25 protein-coding genes and 2 pseudogenes are annotated in these 25,501 nt (G+C 60.9%); 17 read left to right on the top strand and 10 right to left on the bottom strand.

The annotated features are described in order from the left end of the window. Positions 1–120 precede the first annotated feature (120 nt). From ACL9RJ_RS04975 to ACL9RJ_RS04965, 3 genes are all read left to right on the top strand, one after another. Positions 121–2,280: a WG repeat-containing protein gene (locus tag ACL9RJ_RS04975; RefSeq protein WP_422764959.1), complete on the top strand. Its 2,160-nt coding sequence runs from the start codon at positions 121–123 to the stop codon at positions 2,278–2,280. Between the two features lie 120 nt (positions 2,281–2,400). Further along, positions 2,401–2,994, top strand: coding sequence for a GNAT family N-acetyltransferase (locus tag ACL9RJ_RS04970; protein ID WP_343054813.1), 594 nt, complete (start codon positions 2,401–2,403; stop codon positions 2,992–2,994). Positions 2,995–3,208: 214 nt separating this feature from the next. Then, positions 3,209–3,544, top strand: a complete 336-nt coding sequence (locus ACL9RJ_RS04965; protein WP_422764958.1) for a lysozyme inhibitor LprI family protein — start codon at positions 3,209–3,211, stop codon at positions 3,542–3,544. A 213-nt stretch (positions 3,545–3,757) separates the two neighbouring features. Here ACL9RJ_RS04965 and uppP read toward each other — a convergent pair whose 3' ends face one another. Beyond that, on the bottom strand, positions 3,758–4,630 hold the full coding sequence (gene uppP / locus ACL9RJ_RS04960) for an undecaprenyl-diphosphatase UppP (RefSeq protein WP_017127953.1): 873 nt from the start codon (positions 4,628–4,630) through the stop codon (positions 3,758–3,760). Between the two features lie 490 nt (positions 4,631–5,120). On the opposite strand from uppP, the gene ACL9RJ_RS04955 reads away from it, so the two are divergent. Beyond that, positions 5,121–5,402 carry a BrnT family toxin gene (locus ACL9RJ_RS04955; protein ID WP_017127952.1) on the top strand — a complete coding sequence of 94 codons (282 nt, stop codon included), beginning with the start codon at positions 5,121–5,123 and terminating at the stop codon, positions 5,400–5,402. A gap of 3 nt (positions 5,403–5,405) precedes the next feature. After that, positions 5,406–5,774: a BrnA antitoxin family protein gene (locus tag ACL9RJ_RS04950; RefSeq protein WP_017127951.1), complete on the top strand. Its 369-nt coding sequence runs from the start codon at positions 5,406–5,408 to the stop codon at positions 5,772–5,774. 60 nt (positions 5,775–5,834) lie between these two features. Here the strand turns inward: ACL9RJ_RS04950 and ACL9RJ_RS04945 are convergent, their stop codons facing one another. Then, a complete protein-coding gene (locus tag ACL9RJ_RS04945; RefSeq protein WP_167331653.1) occupies positions 5,835–5,978 on the bottom strand; it encodes a hypothetical protein in 144 nt (47 codons plus the stop codon). A gap of 296 nt (positions 5,979–6,274) precedes the next feature. On the opposite strand from ACL9RJ_RS04945, the gene ACL9RJ_RS04940 reads away from it, so the two are divergent. The 4 genes from ACL9RJ_RS04940 (at position 6,275) to ACL9RJ_RS04925 (ending at position 8,187) form a co-directional block, all read left to right on the top strand. Continuing rightward, positions 6,275–6,595, top strand: coding sequence for a YXWGXW repeat-containing protein (locus ACL9RJ_RS04940; RefSeq protein ID WP_422764957.1), 321 nt, complete (start codon positions 6,275–6,277; stop codon positions 6,593–6,595). Between the two features lie 82 nt (positions 6,596–6,677). Then, positions 6,678–7,259, top strand: a complete 582-nt coding sequence (locus ACL9RJ_RS04935) for an RNA polymerase sigma factor (protein ID WP_042936136.1) — start codon at positions 6,678–6,680, stop codon at positions 7,257–7,259. Beyond that, positions 7,256–7,693, top strand: coding sequence for a hypothetical protein (locus ACL9RJ_RS04930; protein ID WP_422764956.1), 438 nt, complete (start codon positions 7,256–7,258; stop codon positions 7,691–7,693). Before ACL9RJ_RS04935 ends, ACL9RJ_RS04930 begins: the two co-directional genes overlap by 4 nt. Continuing rightward, complete coding sequence (locus ACL9RJ_RS04925; RefSeq protein WP_017127947.1) at positions 7,690–8,187, top strand: periplasmic heavy metal sensor; 498 nt, start codon at positions 7,690–7,692, stop codon at positions 8,185–8,187. Before ACL9RJ_RS04930 ends, ACL9RJ_RS04925 begins: the two co-directional genes overlap by 4 nt. Positions 8,188–8,329: 142 nt before the next feature. On the opposite strand, the pseudogene ACL9RJ_RS04920 reads toward ACL9RJ_RS04925, so the two are convergent. After that, positions 8,330–9,331, bottom strand: a pseudogene (locus tag ACL9RJ_RS04920) (chitinase); the annotation flags it as partial. Positions 9,332–9,379: 48 nt separating this feature from the next. Further along, on the bottom strand, positions 9,380–10,015 hold the full coding sequence (locus ACL9RJ_RS04915) for a lytic polysaccharide monooxygenase auxiliary activity family 9 protein (RefSeq protein WP_177063762.1): 636 nt from the start codon (positions 10,013–10,015) through the stop codon (positions 9,380–9,382). A 658-nt stretch (positions 10,016–10,673) separates the two neighbouring features. On the opposite strand from ACL9RJ_RS04915, the gene ACL9RJ_RS04910 reads away from it, so the two are divergent. After that, positions 10,674–10,979 (top strand): DUF3077 domain-containing protein, encoded by a 306-nt coding sequence (locus ACL9RJ_RS04910; RefSeq protein ID WP_246356557.1) that lies wholly within the window; start codon positions 10,674–10,676, stop codon positions 10,977–10,979. 45 nt (positions 10,980–11,024) lie between these two features. On the opposite strand, the gene ACL9RJ_RS04905 is transcribed toward ACL9RJ_RS04910, so the two are convergent. After that, positions 11,025–11,282: a hypothetical protein gene (locus ACL9RJ_RS04905; RefSeq protein WP_017127943.1), complete on the bottom strand. Its 258-nt coding sequence runs from the start codon at positions 11,280–11,282 to the stop codon at positions 11,025–11,027. A gap of 110 nt (positions 11,283–11,392) precedes the next feature. On the opposite strand from ACL9RJ_RS04905, the pseudogene ACL9RJ_RS04900 reads away from it, so the two are divergent. Both ACL9RJ_RS04900 and ACL9RJ_RS04895 read left to right on the top strand, forming a co-directional pair. Next, a pseudogene (locus ACL9RJ_RS04900) lies at positions 11,393–11,494 on the top strand (CopG family ribbon-helix-helix protein); the annotation flags it as partial. Between the two features lie 343 nt (positions 11,495–11,837). Then, positions 11,838–13,214 carry an MFS transporter gene (locus ACL9RJ_RS04895; protein ID WP_422764955.1) on the top strand — a complete coding sequence of 459 codons (1,377 nt, stop codon included), beginning with the start codon at positions 11,838–11,840 and terminating at the stop codon, positions 13,212–13,214. Here ACL9RJ_RS04895 and ACL9RJ_RS04890 read toward each other — a convergent pair. Further along, on the bottom strand, positions 13,211–13,336 hold the full coding sequence (locus ACL9RJ_RS04890) for a hypothetical protein (RefSeq protein WP_422764954.1): 126 nt from the start codon (positions 13,334–13,336) through the stop codon (positions 13,211–13,213). The genes ACL9RJ_RS04895 and ACL9RJ_RS04890 overlap by 4 nt on opposite strands. A 157-nt stretch (positions 13,337–13,493) precedes the next feature. On the opposite strand from ACL9RJ_RS04890, the gene ACL9RJ_RS04885 reads away from it, so the two are divergent. Next, complete coding sequence (locus ACL9RJ_RS04885) at positions 13,494–14,243, top strand: SDR family NAD(P)-dependent oxidoreductase (protein WP_177108798.1); 750 nt, start codon at positions 13,494–13,496, stop codon at positions 14,241–14,243. Positions 14,244–14,546: 303 nt separating this feature from the next. Then, entirely contained in the window at positions 14,547–15,548 is a 1,002-nt protein-coding gene (dusA, locus tag ACL9RJ_RS04880) for a tRNA dihydrouridine(20/20a) synthase DusA (RefSeq protein WP_422764953.1), read from the top strand. A gap of 311 nt (positions 15,549–15,859) precedes the next feature. Here dusA and rssC read toward each other — a convergent pair whose 3' ends face one another. Together rssC and rssB are read right to left on the bottom strand one after the other, a co-directional pair. Beyond that, positions 15,860–16,342 (bottom strand): anti-sigma factor antagonist RssC, encoded by a 483-nt coding sequence (gene rssC, locus ACL9RJ_RS04875; protein ID WP_017127881.1) that lies wholly within the window; start codon positions 16,340–16,342, stop codon positions 15,860–15,862. Further along, positions 16,342–17,523 (bottom strand): two-component system response regulator RssB, encoded by a 1,182-nt coding sequence (rssB, locus tag ACL9RJ_RS04870; protein ID WP_017127880.1) that lies wholly within the window; start codon positions 17,521–17,523, stop codon positions 16,342–16,344. The genes rssC and rssB overlap by 1 nt, the downstream gene beginning before the upstream one ends. Before the next feature lie 404 nt (positions 17,524–17,927). Between rssB and ACL9RJ_RS04865 the strand changes: the two genes are divergently transcribed. Then, positions 17,928–18,212 carry a PilZ domain-containing protein gene (locus tag ACL9RJ_RS04865; RefSeq protein ID WP_017127879.1) on the top strand — a complete coding sequence of 95 codons (285 nt, stop codon included), beginning with the start codon at positions 17,928–17,930 and terminating at the stop codon, positions 18,210–18,212. Positions 18,213–18,292: 80 nt separating this feature from the next. On the opposite strand, the gene ACL9RJ_RS04860 is transcribed toward ACL9RJ_RS04865, so the two are convergent. Then, a complete protein-coding gene (locus ACL9RJ_RS04860; protein ID WP_017127878.1) occupies positions 18,293–18,979 on the bottom strand; it encodes an MlaA family lipoprotein in 687 nt (228 codons plus the stop codon). 200 nt (positions 18,980–19,179) lie between these two features. Between ACL9RJ_RS04860 and ACL9RJ_RS04855 the strand changes: the two genes are divergently transcribed. Both ACL9RJ_RS04855 and ACL9RJ_RS04850 read left to right on the top strand, forming a co-directional pair. Continuing rightward, positions 19,180–19,791, top strand: coding sequence for a hypothetical protein (locus ACL9RJ_RS04855; protein WP_042936117.1), 612 nt, complete (start codon positions 19,180–19,182; stop codon positions 19,789–19,791). Between the two features lie 121 nt (positions 19,792–19,912). Beyond that, positions 19,913–20,176, top strand: coding sequence for a DUF4404 family protein (locus tag ACL9RJ_RS04850; RefSeq protein WP_017127876.1), 264 nt, complete (start codon positions 19,913–19,915; stop codon positions 20,174–20,176). 78 nt (positions 20,177–20,254) lie between these two features. Here the strand turns inward: ACL9RJ_RS04850 and ACL9RJ_RS04845 are convergent, their stop codons facing one another. Continuing rightward, positions 20,255–25,297, bottom strand: coding sequence for a dermonecrotic toxin domain-containing protein (locus ACL9RJ_RS04845; RefSeq protein WP_422764952.1), 5,043 nt, complete (start codon positions 25,295–25,297; stop codon positions 20,255–20,257). Positions 25,298–25,501 lie beyond the last annotated feature (204 nt).

Below are 25,501 nucleotides of genomic sequence, written 5' to 3'. Positions count from 1 at the left end.
CGAATACACACTGATAGCCAATAAACAGCATCGCCGAAGGGAATGTTTTCCCATTCGGCGCCTCCAAGGAACCATCGTTGTTCGCGGTATTGCGAGCCGGTTTCAGGGAGTGAGCGTCTCATGCACAAGAAAAATATCCGGATCGCGGCATTATCGGCACTGGTGGTTGCCCTGCTGGCGGCAGGCGGCAGCTACTACCTGGTGCAATCCCATGATCGACCGACGATCATCAGCGGCGAGGAATACGGCGCCGAGGACATGAACGAAGGCGATATCGACGATCTTGCCTCGCTGTCGCTGCCGGAAGCCAGGAAGCGCCTCAACTACCTGATCACGGTGATGCGCAGCACCCTCAATGCCCAGGCGATGATCGAGGGCCTGGACCTGCAGATCAGCCCGGCGACAGGCGATACACCCCCTACCGAATTGCAGTACGACCCGCCGTTCCAGCCCTTTGCCACCCCGGAGGTCGAACAGGCCCTGGCGAACTTCAAGGACACCCCGAGGGTCATCCAGAAAATCGGCACCGCCGGCAGCCTGGTCCGTCTCGATACCAGCCCTCTCGATGACTTCTGGCAACGCGCCGCACCGCCCGAGCAACGCCTGGAAGAGCAGTACCAGATCGACCGGGTCTATTTCAGGGACGGTTCGGAACAGGCCTTTGCCGATATCGTCAACCCGAGCGAAACCGCCGCCCTGAAGGAAAGCGGACGGCCTTCCGATGCGGCGCTCACGGTGAACAAGCCGCTGGACAAGCTGAAGGTCACGGTGACCTATCCGAGTTATCCGTCCGTGCGCAAGATCGTGCTGGACAAGGATCACCCGAAGGCCGGCTTCGGCAACGGCGAGCAGTATCAACTGTCGGCCATTTCCGACAAGAGCGTCTCCCTGCTGCTGTCGCCCCCCAAGGACACATCCCTGGTGGTGCAGGCGTATGGCGCCAATCCGGACAAGCCCCTGCACAACACCGGCAGCAGTTCGCACACGCTGCCTTCGGAAGAGGCCAAGGCCAACCTGAAGAAGTACTACGAGGAACTGGTGACGGTGCGCAAGCACTTCGACCAGTACCCCGACAGCAAGAGCCTCCAGCAACATCTTGAACAGTTCGTCCAGGCGTTGCCGGACAGCAAAGACAGCCACAGCAATGTCCAGGCCGAGTACCACTTCGAAGACACGCCGCAGCGCGTCACCCTCTATGTCCTGGCCCCGGCGGTGCAGCGCACGGCCTCCCTGGAATTGCTCAACAGCACGCCGGTGCAAAGCCACTACATCGCCTATGACGACAAGACCCGGCGTGCCGGTTTTGTCGATGCCAGCGGCAAGTGGCTGATCAAGCCGCGCTTCCTGCGTATCGAGGCCCTGTCCGAGCCGGGCATCTACAGCATGGTGGTCAGCGAAAAGCCCGTCGACGACGACACCGTGGAACTGCTGAGCAAATACTTCTATCTGTTGCCCGGCACCGATACCCTCAAACAACTGCCCTTCGAGGTCATCGAACAATCGCTGAAGGACGACCTGCTGCTGGTGGAGCGTGAATCCAACGGCCCCTATGGCGTCTATGACCTGAAAAAACAGCAGTTCACGATCCCCATGAAGTTCGTCAGTCCGCAGGTAAGCGGCGATATCTTTATCGCCCGCCTCGGCGACAAGACCTATGAATTCCAACCCAGATACGGTGCCTACACCCTGGCCGGCAAGGAAATCCTGCCGCCGCGCTACTCCAACGCGACGCAACACGGCGACTTCATCTATACCAGCAGCGCCGACCGGCACCTGGACGAGGTGTTCGACCTGACCGGGAAAAAGATCAACCCGGAAGGTTTCAATGTGATCGGCACCTTCGAAGGGGAACAGCCGTTGCTGGTGCAGAACCTCAAGAGCAAGCAGTTCGCCTTTATCAACAGCCGTGGCGAACGCCTGCCCTTCAACCTGCCCTACGACGATGTCCAGCCGTTCTCCAACGGCATGGCCATCGTGGTCAAGGACAGCAAGCGCGGGGCCATCGACCTGCAAGGCAAGCTGCAGATTCCCCTGGCCTACAAATCCATCTACACCTTCCAGAAGAACCTGGCGGCAGCCGAGCCGGAACAGGGCTTTGACGGCCTGGTGCTGATCGACCGGCAGAATCGCGTGGTCAAGGAACTGGGTTATTTCTCCCAGGGCAAGGTCTCGGCCAATAGCAACGATGCCCAGTACACAGTCTACGATCCGAAAAACGACGCGCAACGCCTGGTATTCGACGCCGACGGCAACCAACTGGAAAGCTACACCGTCGAGTAAGGCCGCCAGTCCGCAGGTGCCACCGACATTGGCACCTGCGCTTTCAACACAAATGGTCCTTGCCAAGGCCCCTCGTGCTCACTGTAATGCGAGGGAGAACCACCCCCGCGAGCCCGTGCCGTGAAAAACCTCTTGCTTACCCGCTCCCTCGAGGGGCAGCGCCTGCTGCTGCGCCCGCTCCAGTTCGATGATGCCGATGCCCTGGTCGAAGCTGCCCGGGACGGCGAACTGTGGAACCTGCCCTTCACCGTCGTACCCTCGACAGCCACCGTCGAACAGTACATCCGCGCCGCCCTCGCCGGGCGCGAAGCCGGCAACGGGATGCCGTTTGCCATCGTGCTCAGGGAGTCAGGCGAAATCATCGGCTCCACGCGCTTCTGGAAGATCGACCGCACCTATCGCAAGCTGGAGATCGGTAGTACCTGGATCTCGGCCCGCTGGCAGAAAAGCTTCGTCAACACCGAGGTCAAGTACCTGATGTTGCGCCATGCCTTCGAGGACCTGGAGTGCGTACGCGTGCAGTTCACCACCGATGAGATCAACGCCCGCTCGCGCGCGGCGATCCTGCGCCTGGGCGCCAGGCAGGAAGGGATCGTGCGCAACGAACGGATCATGCCCGACGGACGCAAGCGCAATTCGGTGCGCTTCAGTATCATCGACGATGAATGGCCTGAGGTGCGTCAGCACCTGCAAGCGCGATTGCTGCGCAACTGAAACCGCCCCTTGTTGATCGTTCCCACGCTCCGCGTGGGAATGCCTCTATGGACGCTCCGCGTCCTCTGTGCAAGTGACGCGGAGCGTCACGGGCGGCGTGCCCACGCAGAGCGTGGGAACGATCGGTGCGCTAAGCGCAAGGCGGCCGTAAAACCAATGGCGCCCAGGCGGGTCTGAGTGGAATCAAGGTAAAAACCGAGCGCTGAAGACGAGCATGAAAAAATCTTTATGGGTACTGGCTGCACTACCCCTGCTCCTGAGCACAGCCCAGGCGGCCAGCTTCGACTGTGGCAAAGCCAAGCAGCCCGCCGAAATCGCCATTTGCACCGACCGGCAACTGAACGACCTCGACGTCGAAATGGCCACCACCTACCGCTTGCTGCGCGGTCTGTTCGCCATGGGAAACCGGGGCGCCATGCAGGATGAGCAGGTCGCCTGGCTCAAGGAGCGCAACGCCTGTGGCAGCGACAACGACTGTCTCCTGGATCAGTACGAGAAGCGCCTGACGCAGTTGAAACAGCGCTACGACCGCATCGAAAAACCGCTCTGAACCCTTGCCGTGCGTGGCTTCCAGCGCCGTTCAGATAAAACTTCTTTCACTGTGCCAAGGGCGCCGGCTGTTTATATTTGTCCCTGCTCCTTTGGTGAACCTCCCATTTAAGCCCGCCCGCATGCGGGCTTTTTTTTGCCCGCCGGACAGGACCTGTAAATGGGGGAAAACGGCCAGGCGGCGCAGCGCGAAAGTTGCGCCCCCGGCACTCGATCAGGACAGGAAACCGGTGTGGACCGAAACGATCAGGAAGATCCCCAGGACCGCCCGATAGGCCACGAACGGCCAGGTCGAGAAGCGCTCGAGGAAACGCATCAAGCCCCAGATCGCGCCGAACGCCGAGACGCTGGCCACCACCAGGCCGAACAGCAGATGGGTCCAGGCCTCCACCGGGATCTGCGCGTGGTGCAGCACCCACAGTTCCTTCAATCCAGCCAGGGCAATCGCCGGCAGGCCGAGCAGGAACGAGAAGCGCGCGGCCTCTTCACGCTTGAAATTGAGGAACAGGGCCGCGGTCAGGGTCGAGCCGGAACGCGACACACCCGGGATCAACGCGCCGATCTGGGCAATGCCGACAATCAGTGCATCGCGCAGGCGCATTTCGCCGACTACCCGCTGATGCCGGCAACTGAACTCCGACACCGCCATCAATACCGCCATCACCAGGCAGGAAATCCCGATGACCGTCAGGCCGCGCAAGGGTGAATCGCAGGCATTGAGGGTTGACGACAAGGCCAGACCGGCAATCCCGATGGGAATGGTCGCCAGGATGATCGCCACCGCCAGCTTGAACCACTGGCTGTCGAAATCGCGCTGGCGTACCGCACCGATACTGCCACCGACCACGTCACGCACATCGCGCCAGAAATAACTGACTACGGCCGCCAGGGCCGCCAGTTGCATGGCTGCCGAAAACGCCGAGCCCGGATCCTGCCAGCCGAGCACGGCCGGAACGATGCGCATATGGGCGGTGGAGGAAATCGGCAGCAATTCGGTGATGCCCTGAATGACACCCAGAATGCCGATTTGTAAATAATTCAGAGAAGCGAAGCCAATATCGAGGCCGCTGGAGCAGACGTTAGACAAGATGAGTTCCTGAAAAAAGGCGAGTGGTTCACGGTCTTCGCACAGACACGCAGCAGTCCCCTGGAGCGTAGACAGCGCGGCGAATGATGGGCCTGTTTTTTACGAATTTCCAGTTAAAACAAACCCAAAAAGGCAAGCTGCAAACTGATTCCATTTGTGTCGGCCCTGTTCTGACCGTACCTCCACCAAGACCATCCAAAGGCCCTGGCCCGAGTTTCGACGTGGCGTACAAGCTCCGACGCACACCGTGTCCGGCATGGCCAGATCGACCTGAAACAACCTGCATCATTGATGCGGTTTTTTATGGCCCGACGATCAGGATCCCTCCTCCCAAACCTGTTTCAGTCACTTGGCGGCCGCACATCATCGGGATTCCCTCCTTATCCCGATAAATCGCCCCGCCCCCTCTCTTTCATCGGCTTGCCATTCCCGGAATTCAGCCGCCGAAAGGTACATCGAAGGCCTTCCATATACATATAAAGTATGCATAATGAAAACATTCCGAATCCAGTACGACGAGACCAAAAACGCCACAAACAAGCAAAAGCACACCGGGGTGAGCCTTGCCGATGCAGAACCCCTGTTCTACGACGAGGCGGCACTCACCTTTCAGGACCGCGATCATGGCGAAGAGCGTTGGATCATCATGGGAATGGACGCCACCGGTCGCTTGCTGGTGGCGGCCTACACCTACCGTGATCCGGATTTTGTTCGAATCATCAGTGTACGAGCGGCCTCGAGAAATGAACGTCGCCAATATCTGGAGAGTTGACCGATGAAAGAAGAGTATGACTTCAGCAAAGCCAGGCGTGGGGCCGTTGCCAGCAGCACGGGCAAGACACGGATCACCATCATGCTGGACGACGAGGTGATCGACGCGGCGCGCGCACTCGCCGAAAGCGCGGGAACGGGCTACCAGACCATTATCAACAACCTGCTGCGCCAGGCCCTGATTTCCCAGGCCACCCACAATCTTGCGCCCGCCCCGCGAAAACGGGCCGAGGCAGTCTTGACGCTCAACGAAGGCATCGGCCGTTACGAGGTCCAGGCGCTTGAACAGCAGTTGATTGCCGTGGCTGGGGAACTGAATCGCGTCCTGGGCAAGCCGAAAAAACCCAGGACAAGATCCGGGACGGCGTCATGAGGGGCAAGGCTCGTCCCGCCCCTTTTCCCTTCAGGCACGTAAAGGCGCCGGGATCGCCGATCAGGAAACCGCTACCCCCGTCGAGGTGGAGACAGCCCCGTAGTAGCGCCAGCAGCAATGATCGCGGTGCCCCGGCAGGATCACACAGCCGCTGAGGCTCAGGAGCAGGACGGCGGCAACGAGCAACGAGAGACGACGAGACATGGTGGTTTTCCTCATGATTCAGCAGGTAGGGCACGGTGGATATGGCGGGTAACGGACAGGGCCAAGGCACCTGTCGATTGCCAGCGGTTACCGGTTGAACGTCACCACCCGCCGGAATCCGTCGCTCCCTTTCAACAATTTCATGAACTGCCCGCAAACCCTGGGCAATACTTCCCTCGAACAACGCCTCAAATCCGCCGTGAAAAAAACTGTTTTTTTCGCGACGGATTTTCCGGGCGTCCCGCGTTCAACCCATCAGCAGCGTTCACTTTCGTCCGCCGCATGAAGGAGTTGTCATGAGACCTGCACGACCTCTGGCCAAATTACGCTATGCCCTGCTTATCCCGTTGGCATTCGCGGCCCTGACCAGCACGCCGACCTTTGCCCAGACCGAAGTCATCATCCGCGAAGCCCCGCCGCCCGTGCGCGTCGAAGCCGTTCCCGTTGAACGTCCCGGTTACGCCTGGGACCGCGGGCACTGGCGCTGGGAAGATCGCGGTTATGTCTGGGAACCGGGCCACTGGCAGCCGGTGATGCGCAACGCGCGCTGGGAACCCGGCCACTGGGAAGCCCACGGACCGCGCTGGTTCTGGGTCGAAGGCCACTGGATCCGCTAAGCCCACGTCGCCTGGCAGCACACTTCGCTGCCAGGCGGCGCCCTGCACCTGACACTCAGATACCGGACCGGGATTTGCCATATTGAAAGAAACTGATCCGGACGTTGAGTTGCTGGCCCGCATCGGCAACAACGAACCGGCGGCCGTCAACGAGATGGTGTCGCGCAAGCTGCCCCGTCTGCTGGCGCTCGCCGGTCGGATCCTCGGTGATGCCGACGAGGCCAAGGATGTCGCGCAGGAAAGCTTCCTGCGCATCTGGAGACAGGCGGCGAACTGGCGCAGCGGCGAGGCACGTTTCGACACCTGGCTGCACCGGGTTGCCCTCAATCTCTGTCATGATCGCCTGCGCCGGCGCAAGGAGCGCCCGCTGGCCGATGACGAGGACATGATCGAGGTGGTCGACAGCACGCCGCCGCCCGATGAACAACTGGAAGCCACCGCCCGCAGCGAGCAGATGGCCGCGGCGCTGGCGGCATTGCCCGACCGGCAGCGCGAGGCCATCGTGCTGCAGTATTACCAGGAGCTGTCGAACATCGAAGCCGCGGCACTGATGAATATCAGCGTCGAGGCACTGGAAAGCCTGCTGTCGCGGGCCAGGCGCAACTTGCGCAGCTACCTTGCCGAGACATCCGGCGAAGCCAGCCTAGGGAGGGAAAAACGATGACGCCCGAACGATTTGGTCAATTGGCCGAGGCCTATGGTGCCGACCTGCGACGCTGGCCGGCCAGCGAACAGGCCGCCGCCCAGGCGCTGCTCGATCGCGGCGACAGCACCGCCCTCGACGCCGTGCAACAGGCCCGCTGGCTCGACAGCCTGCTCGACAGCCACACACTGCCGGCCGTGGATCCGGCGCTGATCCGACAGGTCCGCCTGTCGGCCAATCCCGCGCGACAGCCATCGTTCTGGAGCCGCTATGCCGGCTGGCTTTCCCCCGCGGGTTTTGTCGGGGTCGGCGTGGCCGGTGTCGCGGCCGGCATCCTGGTGGCGTCCCTGAGCCTGCCGCTGCCGATGCTGTCAGCCGAAGTGCTGCCCAGTGTCTTCGACCATGGCGATGCCGATGTCGTCTTTACCGTCAACGCCGAGGAAAGCGAGCAATGACCCCGCCACCCAAGCACCTGAAGCCCAAGTACCTGAAACCGCTGCTGGTCGTGTCGTTGCTGTTCAATGTGTTCCTCATCGGCGGTGTCGGCGGCGGCCTGTATCACTGGCTGGTCAACGCCAAGCCCGCCGAGACGGTGGTCAACCCCCACGGCTTGCGCCAGGCGATGCAGCAACTGCCCGAAGCACGCCGCAAAGAATTGCGGCAGCTGCTGCGACGCAACCAGGCGGACAGTCAGCCGCTGATCATCGCCGGGCGTGAAGCGCGCATGGATGTGATCAGGCAACTGGAGGCGCCGACACTGGATCGCAGCGCACTGATGGCCGACCTCGGCCGCGCCCGTGAGGCAGACGATGCCCTGAGGGTACTGGTGGACAACACCGTGGCGGACTTTGCCGGCACCCTGCCCCTGGATGAACGCCAGAAACTGGGGAAATCGTTATACCCGCGCGGACAGGTCAAGACCAAGGCCAAGATTGCAAGGAAGGACTGAAGCGGGCCGTAGGCGATATTGATCCCCCCGACAAGCGCCGGGCACGGCGCCGACCAGACAGACAAAACCCGGCGAAAATGCCGGGTTTTGTCTTGCTGGCGTCTCACGCCTGGCGCTTGTCCGCAGTCGTCGTTCGTGCGCCGTGGATCAGTGGCGCATAACGATTACGGAACTCCCAGTTGTAAGGCACCTGACTCTTGCTCAGGCCCTGGTCCCAGTTGATCGACCAGGTCATCAGCCCCTTGATCGAATGCCCTGCCGCATCAAGTCGCTTGAAGGCATTGCTCACCGCCTTCGGGTCGATCACATAGCCCGTCGCCGCCGCATCGACGTTGGCCGGCAGGCCGATGACGAACTTGTCCGCGGCGATCCGGGTGAAACCGCGAGTCCCCGTCACCAGGCTGTCGGTCAGGTAGTAGAGGAAGTCCTCCTTCATCGCGTCGTTGTTCTGCGCGATCCAGGCGCCCTGCCCGCCATTGGCTTCAGGCACCCAGACGCCGTCGCCGCCCTGGTTGTAGTACTGCGGCGCGATAAAGTCGTAATAGCCTTCGAGGGCCTTGATGTAGTCGACGTACTTGCCGTTGCTGCTCAGATAGGGAAACTCCGGCGCCATGCTGATGATGAAATGCTTGCCCTCGCCCTTGTAGTGATCCTTGACCAGCTTCAGGGCAGCGGGCAGCACGACCTTGTTGTCGGCGTAGTCGATGGCGCTCTGTTCCAGGTCGATATCCAGCCCGTCGAAACCATAGGTCTCCACCAGGCGGATGATTTCATTGGCCAGCGGCTGCTCGCTGCCCTTGCGCAATTCGATATGCGCATCGGCGCCGCCAAGGGAAATCAGCACCGCCCGGCCCTGGCTGTTCAGCACACCGACCTGGCGGCGAAACTCCTCGTCGGAGAGATTGTAGGGTTTGAAGGTCGGGATACCGTTGCCCTTCATGAAAGCCACGGCCACAACGTTGTATTCCTTGGGGATATCCACCAGGGGAATATTGGCGAACTTGCCGCCCTGATAGCCATCGCCCGGGCCTGCGGCCCAGTTGTGCCAGAAACCCATGAGGATTTTCTTGCCATCCAGGCTCGGCATCAGCGATGCCGAATCATTGGCCTGGGATTTTTGCAGTGAAAAATTGATAGTGGTCACATTCTGATCCTTCAGAAATTGCACAGGGTTGTCCGCCGGTTCACGGCGTTATTTGAAGTCCACATCGAAGGCCTGGTAGAAGGCATTGCCGGTATTGGCGACGATCCACAGCAGGACGATGACGTGATGGCCTTTCTTGCCGGAGGGCAGCTTCACCGAATGATCGACCCGGGCCTTGAGCTCGTCGGTATGCTGGTAGTACGGCACCTGCGGGTAGAAGTCCTCGAAGAACGGCTTGGCCTCCAGCTGCGCACGACTGATGCGCTGTTTCGGGTCCCAGCCATCCCGGGTGATCAACCAGCGATAGCCACGGGTGACATGGGGCGCGGTGTATTCCCATTTCACCTGGAAGACCTGGCCCGGATCGACATTCAGCAGCGGCCAGGTGAAGGGGCGATTGAGCTTCTGGCTCATTTCTTCGTTGGTGAAGTTGAGGCAATCGCGGTCATCGGTCTTGCCACCACTGAGGATATGGCCGTCAGCCGGAGGCACGACGCTGGGATCATCCGTCTCGAAGGGCGCGGGGAAAGGCCCGGCGGTCAGCGCCGGAAAGTTCTTGCCGCCTTCCATTTCATTGACCTGCCAGTTACCGAGCAGACCGACTTCGACGGCTACCGAACCGCGACTGGCGGGGGAAATGACACGACCGTGTCGGAGCACTGGATTGGGTAAAGGTTTGTTCATTTTCTCACTCCATTGATTGAACAGGCTCCCTCATGGGGAGCGCTGTCAACCTAACGCAGATGTGAGCTTTGTTCATGGGCGGTGAAACAGGGACTTTCCAGATCGGCTTCATATTTCATTGAGTAATCTTGAGTTTTCCACAGCCAGTTATCCGCTACTCCTACGCACTATGTAGGCAATGGACTACGCACAAAGATTACAAAGCAGATGAATACGCAGGACATCATTTAAAACAGAAAAAGTTCATTTCAACTTTGTAAATTTTTATTTTCAGACGCCGAGGATCCCGAACGCGTCGGGTGGCTCACGCTCGGCACAACGAGTAGGAGATAGCCCACTCGAAACGTCGATAAGACCTACGGTTTTGCAGGATTCGCAGCCTTGCCGCAGCCTGTCTATCCCGATAGTTTTTCAGGGTCGCCGCCAAATCGGCGACCGGTTTTGACAGACCGAAATGAACCACTGCGCATAAGCGCCCAAACTCCATTTGCTGGCGTTTTTTTTACGCCTGTGATTACGTGTTGCGGCGGCTGTGCGCAGGGCATCTTCGGATGCGCCGGTTTCTTTGGTTCCCGGTCTGTCAACCTGCGTACAGCTGCCACCTAAACTTGTTTGACAGCAGGCGGTGGCGGTCCAACGAACCATTGGAGTTGCCCCCATGAACATGCACAAGAAAATTGTTCCTGATCCACCCTGCACTTCGCCTGCACTCATTATTGAAACGTCCGAAGTACTTCTTTCTCAGAAAAAGTCGCTCTTCTCCGTACGCGAAGACATCAATCTCCAGGACGCACTGACCAGCGTTTCACAACTTCTGAAAACGGCCGAATACGTTGCCGACGACATCAGCACAGGCGCCAATGGCATCGCCAGCGATCAGATCTGGACCGTAACGCACTCGGTGGAAATGGCCAGGGCGATGGTGGATGCCCTGCTGGAACGACCCCGGCGGCTGACGATTTAAGACCCATCGCCGGAATCAACAGGCCACGCCCCCGTGGCCTGCCTCCTAGAGGCTACCGTCGACAAAACGCCCCCGCACGGCCACCTCATCCTCCGCCCGCTCCATCTCGCTGCGCACCACATTGCACAGATCCTCGCAGCAGCGGTAATACGCCCGCTCGGCGATCCTGACCGCCCTGAACCCCTCCTCCAGCGCCTCCTTCGGCGTCTTGCTCAAGGACGCCACCGTCAGCCGCCAGGCCGCGCGAGCGCTGTCCCGGGCCGCCAGGTAGGGCTTCAAGAGATCCGAGTCAATCATCGTCATGAGGGGCTCCTGTCGGGCTTTGCAAATGTTGGTCTGTCTGAAAGTAATGTAGTGCGGATCGGGGGTGATTGCCCCGCAAAGATTCAGGTCGAAATCGAGGTCATGATGAGCTGAAAAGACATGTGCAGCATCTGGCCGATGCTCGCCACCGCACTTCGCACTGGATCATGCGTGAGGCTATCGCACAGTACGTTGAGCGCGAAGAGAAACGTTAAGCGTTCCGACAGGAGACGCTGCAAGTGTTGATTGATTTTGGAGACAGCGACTATGTAACGCGCTATCGAATTGATCTCGATACCGTCACGATCCTGACTGTTCGACACCAGAAAGAAGCGGGGTCTGCATGATCCGGCGGTAACCCGACCCCTACCCGCCCTGGCGGCCTGGATAGAGATCGGCACCACGCCCCCCTCCCAAGTCTTTCAAGCGCAATCCATTCGACTTTCAACTGCATGAAATCAGTTTTATGCGTTGGCATTCTAGATACCAAGCATCGACTATCGTACTGACGAAGTCCGACCGGACTCCCCTCGCCAAGATTGAGGAGTTTGCTGCATGAGTGTGCCTTGCCAAAGCGTCGTGGCCCCCACGAGCCGCGCCCCCACTGCCCTGGTGCTCTTGGCGGTGGCACTGGGTTTTGTCATGGCGATGCTCGATGTGACCGTGGTGAACGTGGCGCTCTCGGATCTGCAACGGGAATTCGACGTGACCCTGTCATCGCTGGTCTGGGTCATCGACGCCTACACCCTGATGTTCGCCTCGTTCCTCTTGCTCGGCGGAGCCCTGGCGAATGTGCTGGGGGCCAAGCGCGCCTATATGCTCGGTCTCGCCTGGTTCATCCTGGCGTCCTTGCTATGTGGCCTGGCAACCTCGGCACCGATGCTGATCGGCGCCCGCTTCCTGCAGGGTATCGGCGCCGCACTGTTCATGCCCAGCTCCCTGAGCCTACTGACCGAAGCCTTTCCCGACCGCAGCACGCGCATACGGATGGTCGGCATCTGGGGCGCCATCGTCGGGGCCGCCGCCGGCTCCGGCCCCTTTATCGGCGGATTGCTGGTCAATGACCTGGGCTGGAGAAGCATCTTCTACCTCAACCTGCCGATCGGCCTGCTGGGTATCCTGCTGACGCTGTGGACGATACATCCTTCCCCGCGCAGGCCCATCGTCTTCAACCTTCCCACGCACCTGCTGATCATGCTGACCCTGGCCGGACTCAGCTTCGTCCTGATCGAAGGGCCGTCGCTGGGCTGGACAGCCCCGGCCAACCGGATCGCGATGACCGTGGCCGCCTTCGGTGCGCTCGCAGTGATCCTGCGGGAAAAGCGCTCGTCCTCGCCAGTGATCCCCGCGCCGCTGCGCCACAACGCCAATTTCTGGGCCCTCAACGGCCTGGGCTTTCTGATCAACTTCGCCCTGTTTGGCGAGATCTTCCTGGTCGCCCTGCTGCTCCAGCAGTTTCACCACACCACGGCGCTGCAGACCGGCGCCTGGATGCTGCCGGTCATGGCCACGGTGCCGATCAGCAACTATGCGTCCGGCCGCTTCGACCAGCGCTTCGGCGAACGCCGGGTGATGCTCACCGGGCTGAGCATTGCCGTACTTGGCAGCCTTGTCACCGCCTGCGTGGGCGGCGGCGTGGCTTACCTCTGGATCGTGCCGGCCATTGCCTTGTGCAATGCCGGCATGGGACTGGCGCTGCCCGCGGCCATCAGCAGCGTCATGCATGTGGCCGGCGCCACCTACTCCAACGTCGCGGCCGCCTCGCTCAATGCCAACCGCCAGATCGGTGCACTCGCAGGCGTAGCGGTGATGGGGATTGTGCTGCACGCAATCGGCGACTGGGCGCTGTCGGTGAGGATTGCCTTTGCGATCAATGCGCTGGTTCTGCTGGTTGGGGCGTGGCTGGTGAAAGGGTTGAGGTCGCAGGGTTAGGTTTCAAAGGACAAGTCACTATTGCTGCCCAGGTACGAGCCTTCCTGGGGCTGGATACGGGCGAACGGATTGAACTGGTGCGGGTGCTTCAATCCTGCGATCAATCCGGTGTCGCTACTCACAAAAAGTACCCTGTCACCTCATTCAACTCAGGCATAGGTGTTATTCACACAACCGGCGTTCTCGGTATTTACCTCGAAGGAGAAACTGATGCCCACCACGAGGCTGGCGACTCAACGCAGTGCCAGTCGTGTTCGCATCCTCCCGAGAGTAATAGACATGAGCAGATTACAAGGCAAGATCGCAGTCATCACCGGCGGCAGCAGCGGCATTGGCCTGGCCACCGCGCAGCGATTCGTGAGCGAAGGTGCTTACGTGTTCATCACTGGCCGACGCCAGGCAGAGTTGGACAAGGCAGTCGCGCTTATCGGCCGGAATGTCACCGCCGTTCAGGGTGACGTCTCCAACCAGCAAGACCTGGACCGGCTTTACGCAGTCGTACAGCGCGAGAAAGGCAGCATCGACGTGCTCTTCGCCAACTCGGGCATCGTCGACAACAAGTCCATCGACGAGATCAGCGCCGAGCACTATGACAAGACCTTCGACATCAACGTCAAGGGCCTGTTGTTCAGCGTGCAGAAAGCCCTGCCGCTGATGCGCAACGGCGGCTCGATCATCCTGACCGCCTCTATCGCGTCGACCAAAGGCATTCCCGGCTACAGCACCTACAGCGCGACGAAGGCGGCCATCCGCTCGTTCTCCCGGACCTGGACCCTCGAACTCAAGGATCGCGGTATCCGCGTCAACACCCTCAGCCCCGGCCCGGTCGATACCCCGATCATGGACAGCCAGGCGACGACGAAAGAGGAAATCGATCAAGTGAAGGCCTCCTTCGCCCAAGCGGTGCCATTGGGCCGCCTGGGCCGCCCGGATGAAATTGCCTCGGCGGCGTTGTTCCTTGCGTCCGATGAAAGCAGTTTTGTTGCGGGTATCGATCTTTGCGTGGATGGGGGTATGGCTCAGGTGTAGGTCAGCGGTTTCAGTTGGTGTGATCTTTCCCGCCCCTTCGGCCTAAGCCAGGGGGCACATCTTCCATCACCCTGATCAGTGGCTTCTTACAGCCCGCCAATGAGTGAGCAGGATTTGATCCTGGCTCTCAACGGCGTGAACGGATTTAAGCAGTCCTGAGAGCCTGGCCTCGTAGTTATCCGACGCAGCCGTCATCATCTGAACCACCCCATATTCTGATAAACTCCACCGCATTCAGCCTCACGCCACTCAAGCCCGCGCCCAGCGCCCCGCGCCGGCTGCGCCCACAGCGACAGACCTTTCATGCCTTTGAACGACGTTACCCCTTGCCGCTCCGAGCCCTCTCGACGCTTCAGCGTTGCGCCGATGATGGACTGGACGGACCGCCATTGCCGGTTCTTCCTGCGCCTGCTTTCCAAGCACACCCTGCTCTACACCGAGATGGTCACCACGGGCGCCATTCTGCACGGTGATCACGAGCGTTTCCTGCGCTACAACGCTTCCGAGCACCCTCTGGCGTTGCAGTTGGGCGGCAGTGTGCCGGCCGATCTGGCCGCTTGTGCCCGCATGGCCGAGGACGCCGGTTATGACGAGGTGAACCTCAATGTGGGCTGCCCAAGCGACCGGGTGCAGAACAATATGATCGGCGCCTGTCTGATGGGGCATCCGGAGTTGGTGGCCGATTGTGTGAAGGCGATGCGCGATGCGGTGTCGATTCCGGTGACGGTCAAGCACCGCATCGGCATCAATGGCCGGGACAGTTATGCAGAGCTCTGCGACTTCGTCGGCAAGGTGCGCGATGCCGGTTGCCGCAGTTTTACCGTGCATGCGCGAATTGCGATTCTCGAAGGCCTGTCGCCCAAGGAGAACCGGGATATTCCGCCGCTGCGCTATGACGTGGCCGCGCGGTTGAAGGCGGATTTCCCGGAGCTGGAGATTGTTCTCAACGGCGGGATCAAGACGCTGGAGCAGTGTCACGAGCATCTGCAGACGTTTGACGGGGTGATGCTGGGCCGTGAGGCTTATCACAACCCGTATCTGCTGGCGGAAGTGGATCAGCAGTTGTTTGGCAGTGAGGCGCCGGTGCTTTCCCGGGCCGAGGCGCTGGCGCAGTTGCGACCCTATGTGGCGGCGCATATCGCCGATGGTGGGGCGATGCACCATATCACCCGCCATGTGCTGGGGCTGGGCACGGGGTTTCCGGGGGCGCGGCGGTTCCGGCAGTTGCTGTCGGTGGATATTCACAAGACCAAGGATCCGCTGGCTCTGCTGGATCAGGCTGGGGAGTTGCTGGAGGGGCGGTAATGCGGTCGGCTAGAGACCGCATTATCGTTCTTCGCTGGCAAGCCAGCTCCCACAAGGACCGCGTTATCGTTTATCGCTGGTAAGCCCAGCTCCCACAGGGACCGCGTTATCGTTCTTCGCTGGCAAGCCAGCTCCTACAGGGACCGTGTTATCGTTCTTCGCTGGCAAGCCAGCTCCTACAGGGACTGCGTTGTTGTTGTTCGCGGGCAAGCCCGGCTCCCACAGGGGCCGGCGGTGTTTTGGGAGCAGCGCAAAAAGGGCGACATCCAGGTGGATGTCGCCCTTTTTTGTACGCTCGTGGCGTCAGTCGCTCAACTGCGCTCCAGCGCGTTCACCAGGTCGTGAAACGCTTCGCGGTTGGAGTCGTTCAAGCCCATGAGGATCTTGTGCGCTTCCAGCACCTTGACCCGCACCACTTCTTCCGACTGGTCCTGCGAAGGCAGGTCGGTCAGGCATTCCGGGCACGGGATCGGGCGGTTGACGATGTTGAACACCTGGTCGAAACCCATGGACTGCAACAGCCGGGTGATGTCGTCGTGGACGGTCACCACGGTCGGCAACAGGCCCACTTTCTGCCGCGACAGGATCGAGAGCTTGGCCAGCAAGCCCAGGGTGGTACTGTCGATGCTGCGGGTTTCGGTCAGGTCGATCACGATCGCCGTGAAATTCAGCGCCGTGAAGATCTTCTCGATCGTGGCATCCAACGCTGAACACAGGGTCAGGCGAACTTCACCAACGAACTTCAGAACGAAGGTGCCATCCTGTTCGGCGAACTGGATTCTACCGGTACTCATCAAAGATTCCTGCTCAACACTAACAAGGCGATATCATCCGGCATCTCCCCTAGCGTGGCCAATCCAAAAACCTGGCGCAAGCCATCCAGGCTGCCGCCGGCTGTTCTCACCAATTCTGGCAAGGCAGCCTCTTTCTCTTTGAGTGTATCTTGCTGCAAAAGATCCAGAATGCCATCAGACATCAGTGTAAGACTAAATGTCGGCGGCAGTTCCAGAATGTGGTCTTCATAGGTGGCCTCGTTGAACAGGCCCACCGGCAGGCCACGGCCTTCCAGGTAACGCACGCTGTCCGGGGTGTACAACACCGGCAACGGCAGATGACCACCGATGCTGTAGGTCAACAGCCCGGTTTCTTCATCGATCACGCCACCCACCATGGTCACGTGCTTGCCCAGCTTGCAGTTGATCAGGCCACGGTTGATATGGCCCAGCACCTGCGAGGGGGTGAACTCCGGCAAGGTGCCGTTGCGCTTGGACTCGAACAGCAACCGCGTGGTCATGAATTTCAACAGCACGGTAACAAAGGCCGACGACGCACCATGGCCGGAGACATCCGCCAGGTAGAACGCCACACGCCGCTCATCGACCCGGAAGTAGTCGACGAAATCGCCGGACAGGTACAGGGACGGAATGATCTGGTGGGCGAAGTTGAAGTCGTCGATGCTCCAGGGACTGACCGGCAGCATGTTCATCTGGACCTGGCGACCGGCGTTCTGGTCTTCCTGCAACAGATGGAGGCTGGCTTCGAGCTCGCGGTTGGCGGTCTCGAGCTTTTCCCGGTAACGCTGGTTTTCCAGCAGCAGGCGCGCACGGTCCAGGGCCCGGCGCACGGAGTGCTCCAGGACGGCGAGGTCTTCGAGGGGCTTGATCAGGTAGTCCGCCGCACCCAGGCGCAACGCTTCGACGGCATCGTTCATGACGCCCGCGCCCGAAACCACGATCACCGGCGTTTGCGGCGCGAGGTCGGTCACCTGGCGAATGAGCTCGAGGCCACCCATCTGGGGCATGCGCAGGTCGCAGATCACCAAGTCGGGCTGTGCTTGCTCGAATACCTGAAGTCCCTGCAGGCCGTTGCTGGCTTGCAGGACGCTGAATCCGCTGTCTTCCAAATAGGCCGCAAGGCTTGCGCGCACTACTTCGTCGTCATCAATTATCAGCAGCGTGGCACTGGTTTTTTGCATGTGGGCAAACGGCGCCAGAATTAGGTTGGCGTAGACGGCAAGGCTTTATGCCCGGCTCGTACTACTGGATTCACTCGAGAGCTGCCTGCACGACGATCATGCTGCGTCAAAAACAGGCCCGGAATGCTCATTGACAGCAGCCAACTCCACGTCCTCTCCTGTTTTTGCCTTGCCTGATCGCCGCTCGGCGAATTCTCGTACAGGCCTCAGCCTCTCTGTCTCGATCGGTCGGACGATCACGTCCGGTGCATCGGTATCAGAGGTGCCCTTCTAAGGCGCAGACGGTACTCCCATCCGCCGGGCGTTTCAAGCTCATGCCGATGGTCGCTTGAGGTCTTTACACCTCAAATCACCGGGAGTTATAAGAAGTGTGAAAACCACAACGGAATCGAAGGACAGAGTCCATGAGCCAAACTGATCGTGACTACAGTGAAAAGCGTGATTACATCCGGATGCGCGTCGATGCCGACGTGACGCTGATCCACGCCGGCCTGGAGATTTCAGCGGTGTGCCTGGACTTGTCCAGCACCGGCATGCAGGTCGAGGCGCCCCGGCAGTTCAACGCCGGCGACCGGATTTCGGTGCGCATCGACTCCGATCACCCGGCGCTCAAGGGCCTGGAGGCGGAAACCGAGGTGGTGTGGGCCAACGATCAGAAACTGGGCCTGCGCATCCTGAAAATGCGCTGAGCGCAATTACCCCCATGAAAAAGGCGACTCACCGAGTCGCCTTTTTTCGTTTGCGCGGCGCAAAGCCGGGGGGCCGGGGACTAGAAGTCGTCGACGACCTTGCCGTCCTTGACCTTGAACTCGCGGTTCTGCAGGTAGGCGTTGCGGATGAAGATGTACTTGTCGCCGCTGATCAGCTTCTCGCTCGACAGCAGGCTGGCCCGGGTGTCGATGATATCCAGGCCGAAGGTGATGTTGCGCGCCGGCACGTCGTTGATGTAGCGGTACGGTTCGGTGTAGCTGTCCACGTACTTGGACGGCGCATCGCGCAGGGTGCTTGGGCCGAGGAACGGGATGACCACGTACGGACCGCTGCCGACGCCCCAGTGACCGAGGGTCTGGCCGAAGTCTTCGTCGTTGCGTTGCAGCCCCATCTTGGTGCCGACGTCGAAGAAGCCCGCCACGCCGAGGGTGGTGTTCAGCAGCAGGCGCGCGGTGTCGACGCCGGCCGCCTGTGGCTTGAGCTGGAGCACGTCGTTGACCAGGTTGCCGACATCGCCGAAGTTACGAAAGATGTTGTGGATACCGTCTTCCAGGAATTGCGGCGTGACCGCCTGATAGCCTTGGGCCAGGGGTTTCAGGGCGTAGGTGTCCAGTGCATCGTTGAACTTGAAGATAGGACGGTTGACGCTTTCCCACGGATCTTCGTCCGCCGCCTGTGCGGCAAATGGCACCAGCGCAACGCTGGCACACAACGACAACTGAGCTAGACGATCGATCCAGCGCATAGAGAGAAACTCCTTGGATGAGACGGGATGCGGGGCGCCATGCCCTGATTGATGAGGCGCAGTATAAAGCGGATGCCCGGGTTTAGGCAGTATGACTCGGACAAGTCCTACAAAGAATTACAGGTTAGGCCAAGGATGTGCAGTCATCCAATTGTCATGGCGGCGCCTTATTCTGCGCAGTCATCATCAGGGACGCTGCCATGCCACTACCCGCCGTCGCACCTTTGCCCGCGCCCACCGCCCTGCTTTTCGGCCTGACCGGTTGCTTGGTGGATTTCGGCGCCCGCGCCCGCCCGCACCTGGATCCGGACGAACACAACCACGCCACGCCGGGCGCACTGGAGATTCTCCAGGGCCTGCAACAACGCGGCGTGCCCTGCGCCTGGCTGGATGAATTGCCCCACGCCGTCAGCCAACCGCTCGCCGCGACCCTGCCCGACTGGATCAAACCTTCCCTGACTCCCGCCAACTGCGTGCAGTGGCCGGCGCCCAATGCCTGTTGGCATGCGCTGATGGCGCTCGGCGTGGAGCAACTGGAAGGCTGCGTGCTGGTCAGCGGCGAACCGCGCCTGCTGCAATCGGGCCTGAACGCCGGGCTGTGGACCATCGGCCTGGCCTCCTGCGGGCCCCTGTGCGGCCTGTCCCCCATGGAATGGCAGGCACTGCCGCAGAAGGAACGGGAACGCAAGCGCGGCAAGGCCACCGTGGAGCTGTTCAGCCTCGGCGTGCACTCGGTGATCGATCACCTCGGTGAGCTGGCGACCTGCCTGGACGACATCGCCCTGCGCCGGCTCAAGGGCGAGAAACCCTGAGCACGGGTCTTGATCAGGATCAGGCACGGATCGCCGTCGTGGATTACTCTGAAAGGCAGGCACAGACCTTTATCGCCGTACGAAGGTCTATGCCAGAGACTATCCATAGAAGGAAACCACCATGCCTGCCCGCGAACTGCAAGAACAACTCGATACCCTGCGCGAGCAACTTGAGCAGAATCCACCGCTGTCCGAAGCCGAACGTGAAAACCTGCAGGAGCTGATGCGCCAGATCGAACTGCAATTGAAACTGGAAACCGCGACCCAGGACAGCAGTGTGGCCGACGGCGTCAACCTGGCGGTCGAGCGCTTCGAACTCGAACACCCGGCCATCGCCGGCACCTTGCGCAATATCGTCCAGGCCCTCGGCAATATGGGGATCTGACCCACCGATAGCTGAGCCAGGCCCCTTGGCGGCCCGTCCCGATCCGGCACAGCGCCGGCTGCGTTCAAGGGGCGGGCTTCACGGATTCGGGCTTTCGGGCGCCTGGGCACGGTCCAGTGCCTGCTGGGTGATCCGCACTTCCCCGGCTTTTCGTTCGCGATCGATCGCTTCCAGCGCCTGCTCATAGACGCTATCGTCCATTTCCCGGCCAACGGGAATATCCGCCTCGGCGATCCCCAGGACACTCGCTCCCTGCTTCACCGTCGCGGTCCAGCCGGCGATTTCCCCGGCCGAGGCCTGCGGCTGCCGCGCCAGGCCTTCCAGCGCCTCGCGCAGTTCTTCCAGGGTCTGCAACTGTTCCTGCGCGACGACCGCATACCGTTGCGTCTCGGGCAGGGTCTCCAGGTAATCCCTCCAGAGCGGTTGTTCAAGCAGCAATTCGACCTGCCTGCCGGGTACGTTCTCGGCAGCCAGGATGCGATCGCCCGCTTCCCGGGTCATGTCCCGGGTCACATTGCTGGCGCCGCGATACAGCATGGTCAGGGGCTGCCAGGGCAGCGCCAGGCGCTTGGCGAGATCGACACGGTAGGCCAGGTAGATCTCGACCTCATCGACATGGGGCCAGCGCTCGTCAGCGGCCGCGGCCGCCACCTGCCCCGCCGCCTCGATTTCGGCCTCGCTCAGGCCCAGCCCGCTGGCCGTCGCGACGGCCTGCGTCCTGGCGTCCTCGATATGGCCGGCCCGGGTGATCTCCTGGCTGGCGGTTTCGACCTTGGCGATATCGTTCAGTCGGGCCAGGCGCGAGCGTCCCAGGGCCAGCCGCGTGTATGCCATTTCCCTGGCATCATCCGCCAGTTGCTGCGCCTCGTAGAGCAGGACCTCGCCCCCCAGGCGGCTGAACACCTCGGTAAAGCCATCGGCACAGGTTTCCAGATCGCTCGTCCAGTCGAACAGGAGCTGACGCAAGCGGGTGTCGGCCACCGCCGCCTCGATCATCCGCCAGACCCGCCGGATCAACTGATCCCGGTATTCGACGCGATAGTCCGCCGAGTAACGCAGCGCGGCAATCGACTCGAGGAACGTCTGGCTGCCCGGCTCATCGACCATCAGGCTCCACAAGTTCCTTAACCGTTCCTGTTCGGCAACCGGGATACTGCTGTTCAGCCAGTTTTCCACGACCGGCATCAGCTTCGGCACCCCCTGCTCCAGGACGCCCGTGTCCTCCGGCAGGGTGAAGCGTATCGAAGGGCGGTCAATGAACTGGGCGATCGCATAGCGTGTCGGCGCATCGAAGGGATTGCCATACAGCAATACCGTTCTCATCCTGCGACTGCTCAGGCTGTAGAAGCTCCAGGGGATCGAGGTCAGGCGGTTTCCCTGCAGGTCCAGCACGGCCAGATCGAGCAGGTCCAGGGCTCCGAGGGGCCAGATGGACAACCCCGTACGCTGCAACTGGAGCCCTTGCAGCCTGGGCATCCCGCTGGCGCTGAACATCCCCAGGGGGTTGCCGTCCAGGTTCAGTCGCCTCAGGCGTTTCAGACTGCGCAGTTGCTGCCCCAGCGTCACGGTCCAGACGATCCGGTTGCCGTTGAGTTGCAGCCTGCGCAACTCACTCATCTCGCCAATGCCGACCGGCAGCCGCGTGAGCCTGCCCCCGGAGATCTGCAACTCGCGCAACTGGGTGAAACACTTGAGAAAGGTATCGAGGTCGCGGCGATCGCGCTGCCCGACCAGGGTCAGCTTCAACGAGACCACATGATCGAAACTGCCCTCTTCGAGTTCCGGCAACTTCAGCAGGCGCTCGCCCGACAGGTCCAGTTCATGCCCCAACGGCTGGCCGCCGGCATCGAGCAGCGGCGGCGACTCCCGGCGCCAGCACCTGCGGATCCGCTCCACCACCCGTGACTTGGCTGCCTTGTTGACCAGCCAGCCGCCGCTGCTGCCACGCTCGTACTCACCGTCGAGCCGCCAGTATTCCAGCATCAGTTTCAGTCGTTGGTACTCTTCCTGCTGTTTCTTGAGGGCCCTCAGGAAAACCCCGTCATCCGCCCCTTCAACCGTCAGGAACCGGCGGACCACCTCCACGTCCTGACCGGGATAGAGCTTGTCCACCAGCAGTTGCAAATGACTCGACGACACCCTATGCACACCCTGCCGACCGCCGAGCGGATAACCGATCCGGCCATCGCTCAAACGCATGGGCGACCTGAATCCGGGCTTGATCGCCTGCATGCCCAGCAACGAGCGAACACGTGGGCGCGACAACTCCAGGCGACGTGCCACCGCCTGCCTGAACAACTCCGGCGCGGTGGTGCGCGAAAAGCCCAGTGCCTGGAGCCGGTTATCCGGCAGCGCCTGCAACAGCGCCATCTGGAGATCGCCAGGCAGGGGCTGCCCTTCGATCACATAGCCCCCCGACGTGCGCAGCAACGCCAGCGGCGTGTCGGAGGTCGGTCCCAGGCTGTCGAGCAGGCGTCGCCCGCCCGGTGCCAGCTCGGCGGGCTCATACAGCTCGACGCGCAGGTTTTCCGACCAGCCCGGCAGGTTCTCCAGTGAATGCAGGAACAACCGGTCGGCATCCAGGCTGACCGAAGACTCGATGAAAAGACCTTCATAAGCCCGGGCGATACGTACCTGCTGCGCATACCGGCGGCTTTCTTCCGCCAGCCGCAGCGGCACCCTGCCCGCCTCCAGCGACGCCATCTCATAGCTGTTGGCCGCACCGGTCAACTCATCGGCAATCATCGTCGGCAGGTTGGGGAAATCACGCTTGAACAAGGCGGCAAAGGCATTGCGCGACCGGCTGCGAAATTGGTAATAGGCCTCGAACAGCGCGCTGCGCTGGTTGCGGGCCTCGTCGGCAAGCCGTCGGTTCAGCGCCGTCAGCTGTTCGGCATCGGTCAATCGCGCATGGCCCGGCTGGCGCCCGAGCAATATATCGACCTCTTCCCGGTCAAGCCCCTGCAACACCACCTGGAGCAGTTCGGCGTCATGGATCTGGGCTTCGGTCACGGTCACCACCGGCAACCGCGCCTTGTCCGGCGGACCGTATTCCTTCAGCACCCGCCCTTCGCCATTGACGAACCGCAACACCCGGGTCGGCGGCCACAAGGCTTCCAGCAACTGTTCCTGGATATGCCAATCGACCACGCCACCATTGGTCGTACCGGTGTCGATAAACCGCTGGATATCCGCATCGATCCGGAAGCGCTGCACCGTGTCGTTGAGCAGCGCCGGGCAGCTCATCTGATCCAGGTACACCGGCCGCAACTGATCGGCCTCCACGCCGCTGATGGTCATGATCCGGGTCGCCTGTTCCGGGGAAAAATCCGCCACTTCGGGCCCCAGGCGCGCAAACAGCTTGAACGCATCCCACTGCAACGGTTCCTCCAGCTCATGGGTCCAGGCGCCCGAGCCGTTGTGACTGAACAGCGGCGAATAGGTCGTGCGGGTGGGATGCTCGGCGCGATACTCATGGCTGACACGAGTGGGACTGAGCCGGTAGTAGTCCCCGTCCAGCGATAGATAAGTACTGGCATTGCGCGTGTGCAGGCCCGACGCGTCGGGCCTGAGGCCTTCGGGCAGGGCCGGAGCCTGTCGATAGGGGGCAAGGTCGGCTTTCCATAAGCGGGTGTCACCGTCCGCCAGCCTGACCTGCTTGAGGCTGTCGATAAAAGCCGTCGCCTCGGTATTGCGGGCCAAGGCCTGTATAAAGGCGCCGAGTTCCAAGTTCAGCACCACACCGAGAAAGGCCAGTACGGCCTGCTTTTTGTCGTCGTGGTCCCACGCCTCGATGCCTTCGTAGACCTGGACCAGCATCTGGGCCGCAGCCACCGCCAGCATCGCCTCGCCCAGGCCCGGCACGAAAAACAGCAGGTTGACGCCCCAATCCAGGAAGGCATGCCAACGGGCGCTGCGGGTCTTCTTGTCCTCCGCGCCCGTCGACACCGCCAGTAACCGGGCATCATCGAGCATCTTGTCGGTGTGCTGCGCATAGAGCTCGAAAAAGGGATCCCCGCTGATCCGCGCGAGCTGCAACTGCAAGCGTGCCTGCTCATCAGGCACACGCCGGCCGGTTTCGCCACTCACGGGATTCAGGCGTTCGTTCAGCACGGTGAAAAACACCGGCTGAGAACGCAAATGAAGGTAGCGCCGAAACTCGTGCCGATACCCCGGGTCACGCAGCCGGCGCCGGAGATCGTCCTCGAAGGCCGCCAGGCTCGAATACTGCTTGAGCGCCTGTTCGCCATCACCGGACAGGTACACCACACAGGGACAGGATTCACCACTGCTCGGGACGTCGAAACGGATCAACAGGACGCCCTTGAGCAAGGCCCCCCGATAGCCACCGTCAGGGATGCGCACATCGAGCATCTTGATTTCATGAAACTGCACGGCATGCAGGCTCCAGAGGGGATTGGCGTTACCACCGACCCACTGCTTGAGCATCCGGTAGGCCGAGTCGTCGATATGCCCTTTCATCACGGCAATATCGGCCTGGAGCGCCAACTCGGAGATTTCGTTGGTCATGAACAATCGACGAAACTCGTCATCGCGTTGCCCGGAGGCATTCTTGCGCAACAGGAAAGACTCGATATGCTCTTTATATTTACCGCCCAGGTCCAGCTCGCGACATAACCGGGCAAATACCCGCGGCGTAAACTCCTTCAGCAACACGCCTTGAGTCTTGCGCAATATCTGCGAGCCTCTATCAAAACCAAAGTAGGTCGTTTCACTTTCTTCGAAGTTCTGCAATGCGGCCTGCAACAGTGTTTGTTGCGTCAACCGTTGCTGATAGGGTGTGGACAGTGTTTGCGCCGCCAGTATGTGAACATGCCTGAGCTGGTCCTCATGCACGTCCAGGCCCGGGCCGAATTCCTTGTCCAGGGCGCCTTGCAGAAGCGGCGCGGCAAACGCCTCCGGGCTTTGCAAACCGCGCAGATAAGACGCCAGGCGAGCCTTGTCCGACTGATGGCGCCGCAGGCTGTCGGCGTAGGCGCTACGGGTCGCGAAGGGTGCATCCTTCAACCAGGCCGGCAGCCGGCTGGCCACCAGGGCATGATAGCCCTCGCCATCAAGTACCACGGCGACATTCGATGTTTCAAAAGCAGAAACAGTCATCAGCAAAAAACCTTGAATAACCTCAATCGCCTTATACTAATCTTCATCGCCCTGATAAAAAGTTCAAATAGCCAATCGCTTCCGCGCTCCTTCCATCTATATTATCCACCCATGAAATATCTATTAACGCCCTCCCACAATAAAACCAGCAAACAGCCTTTCGGCTGATCGCAAACTCCTTTCATAAAGTGCAAATACGCATGT

The organism is Pseudomonas sp. Mn2068 (genome assembly GCF_049319725.1).
GTDB lineage: Bacteria > Pseudomonadota > Gammaproteobacteria > Pseudomonadales > Pseudomonadaceae > Aquipseudomonas > Aquipseudomonas gingeri.
The sequence above is the reverse complement of the archived record's forward strand: the minus strand, read 5'-3'. Positions and strand labels throughout refer to the sequence as shown.